The organism is Rhodopseudomonas sp. BR0C11, assembly GCF_010820945.1.
Taxonomy (GTDB): domain Bacteria; phylum Pseudomonadota; class Alphaproteobacteria; order Rhizobiales; family Xanthobacteraceae; genus Rhodopseudomonas; species Rhodopseudomonas palustris_H.
Window position 1 is genome coordinate 1 of the sequence record NZ_QTKI01000512.1, and the last position, 3,001, is coordinate 3,001.

The 3,001-nt window shown below is 66.5% G+C and carries 3 protein-coding genes; 1 reads left to right on the plus strand and 2 read right to left on the minus strand.

Annotated elements, in window-relative coordinates:
• The coding region (locus tag DYI24_RS24310) for a response regulator (RefSeq protein WP_164574145.1) at window positions 1–665 on the plus strand (665 nt) is incomplete at its 5' end.
• Window positions 666–690: 25 nt separating this feature from the next.
• Here the strand turns inward: DYI24_RS24310 and DYI24_RS24315 are convergent.
• Together DYI24_RS24315 and DYI24_RS24320 are read right to left on the minus strand one after the other, a co-directional pair.
• Window positions 691–1,818, minus strand: a complete 1,128-nt coding sequence (locus tag DYI24_RS24315) for an esterase-like activity of phytase family protein (protein ID WP_164574146.1) — start codon at window positions 1,816–1,818, stop codon at window positions 691–693.
• A gap of 24 nt (window positions 1,819–1,842) precedes the next feature.
• On the minus strand, window positions 1,843–3,001 hold a 1,159-nt coding region (locus DYI24_RS24320), incomplete at its 5' end, for a cobaltochelatase CobT-related protein (protein ID WP_502706374.1).

Consider the following 3,001-nt stretch of genomic DNA (forward strand, 5'->3'; position numbering starts at 1 on the left):
GCAAAGTCTTCGATCCGTTCTTCACCACCAAAGAAGTCGGCAAGGGCACCGGTCTCGGCCTCAGCATGGTGTACGGCTTCATCAAGCAGTCCGGCGGACACATCACGCTGGACAGCGAGGAGGGGCAGGGCACGACGTTCCGGCTGTATCTGCCGCGAGCCCAGATCCAGGTCGACGCCGAGGCCGCGCCGGCCATCGAGCAGAACGCGGTTGGGGGCACCGAGACGATCCTGGTGGTCGAAGACGACGCCATGGTGCGCAGCTACGTCAACGCCCAGCTCAAGAGCCTCGGCTACACGACGTTGTCGGTCGGTAACGCCGCCGCCGCCTTGTCGATCGGCGAGAGCGACACCGCATTCGACCTGCTGTTCACCGACGTGGTGATGCCCGGCCCGATGAATGGCGTGCAGCTCGCGGCCGAGATGATCAAGCGTCGGCCGGGGCTCAGGGTGCTCTACACCAGCGGTTATTCGGAGAACGCGCTGATCCATAATGACCGGATCGATTCCGATGTGTTGCTGCTGTCGAAGCCATATCGGCGCAGCGATCTCGCCCGGATGATCCGCCGTGCCCTGGCGACCGCACAGGAGGCCGAAGCGGCGCGATCGACCGCCGCCGCCGAGCCGTCCAAGCCGAGCAGGGCCGCAGCGGCAAGGCCGGCGTGAACCGCGCGCAATCGCACTCAGCGGCTTAGTCGGCTTCCAGCATGAATTGCAGCAGCAAGGTTCGCTGCAGCATCGAGAAGTTGTCGTCCGACACCATCGTCAGCACGATCGCGCCGCTGGCATCGACATGGATGTCGAGCCCTTCCATGTTGTCGATCTCGTTGCCGAGGTCGGCCTCGAAGATCGCCGGGCCATCCACGGTTGCGCCCGGGACGATCGCGCTCAGTGCGATCCGGCGAATGCGGATATGCACGCCTTCGAACCAGGAAAACTTGCGCTCCAGGATCAACAGCTCGCCGCCCGGCAGCAGCGCGGCGTCGGCGATGTCGTAGTTGGCGGTCCGGCGGACCGCGAACTGCCCGGGCGATTTGCCGCCGATCAGGAAGCCGATGGTGTTGCGTTCGGCATCGAGGCCGCGCTCGGACAGCGCGATCAGCGTGCCGGCCAGCGGATGCGGCTTCGGCACCACCACCAGCGATTCGATGCCCTTGTTGTTGGGCAGCTTGCGCAGCGCCGGTGGCACCGCGATCGGCTGGCCGCGCGCGCGGATGCCGTCGCGGCCGAAATCGAATTTGACGATCTGGTTGACGCGCTCGAAGCCCACATAGGCTGTGCCGCCGTCGAACGCGAGCGACTCGCTGTCGTACCACTTACGTGAGCGCAGCGGCATGCCGTCGGGGCCGAGCAGCGGCGCCGCTTCGACGTCGGCAAGACCGCTCAGCGCCTTTCCGTCATAGACGATGCGGCCGGTGAACCAGGTCGCCTTGTCGCTGATCGCGACGAAGCGCTCGCCGCGGGGATCAAGCCGCAACGCCGACAGCCCGCCGAACCCGCGGAAGCCGGATGTGAGGATCAGGCCGCTGCGAAACTGCAGCGCACCGAATTGGCGATGGGCGCGATCGCGCAGGTCGAAGTGGTCGATAGGGCGAGCCCGCACTTCGATCGAACGCGGTGCCGGCGGTGTCAGCTCGTCGGCTTCGACAGGCTTGGCCTGCGCCAACGCCAGGGTTGGCGCGAAACCGGCCAAGGCCGCGGCGCCGCCCAGCGACAAGCCGGCCGCAAGCAACTTGCGGCGCGTCGTCGTGGCGAAGTCCGGTACGGCTGTCGCCGTGGGATCGCTCCGCTTCCCAGCTTCGCCCCGCGGAGCGTTCATCGGCTCATCTCAGCCTAAGAGCGCTCACGAATGCAGACGACGGCGGCGCGGACCCGGCGTTGCGGCCGGGGTGGCGGTCTCGCTGAACAGTTCAGCGAGCTTCTCGGTGATGGCGCCGCCGAGCTCTTCGGCGTCGACGATGGTTACGGCGCGGCGATAGTAGCGCGTCACGTCGTGGCCGATGCCGATCGCGATCAGCTCCACCGGCGAGCGGGTCTCAATTTCCTCGATGATGTGGCGCAGATGCCGTTCGAGGTAATTGCCGGGATTGACCGACAGTGTCGAGTCGTCGACCGGCGCACCGTCCGAGATCATCATCAGGATCTTGCGCTGCTCGGGGCGGCCAAGCAGGCGCTTGTGCGCCCAGTCCAGCGCTTCGCCGTCGATGTTTTCCTTGAGCAGCCCCTCGCGCATCATCAGCCCAAGATTCTTGCGAGCCCGGCGCCACGGCGCGTCCGCCGACTTGTAGATGATGTGGCGCAGGTCGTTGAGCCGGCCCGGATTTGCCGGCTTGCCGGCGGCAAGCCAGGCCTCGCGCGATTGCCCGCCCTTCCAGGCACGCGTGGTGAAGCCGAGGATCTCGACCTTGACGCCGCAACGCTCCAGCGTGCGCGCCAGAATGTCGGCGCAGGTCGCCGCCACCGTGATCGGGCGGCCGCGCATCGAACCGGAATTGTCGAGGAGCAGTGTCACCACGGTGTCGCGGAAGGTCGCTTCCTTCTCGCTCATGAACGACAGCGGATGGAACGGATCAATCACCACGCGCGACAGACGCGCCGGATCGAGAATGCCTTCTTCGAGGTCGAAGTCCCAGGCGCGGTTTTGCTGCGCCATCAGCCTGCGCTGCAGCCGGTTGGCGAGGCGGGCCACGATCCCCTGCAGATGCGCCAGCTGCTTGTCCAGATAGCTGCGCAGCCGTTCCAGCTCGTCGTGGTCGCAGAGATCTTCGGCGGCGACGATCTCGTCGAACTTCGGCGCGAAGGCGTGATACTCCGGTCCGCGCGGTTCGTTGGCGCCGCGATTGTGCGGCCGGGTGGCTTCGCCAGGAGTCTCGTCCTCGCCGAGTTCGGAATCGTCGAAGGCGTCGGAGGTCGACGCCTGGGCGCTTTCCATCTGGCTGTCGCTAACCTCGTCGCTGGTCGCTTCGGCCTGCTCGGCGCTCATCTCCTGCGCGGCTTCACCC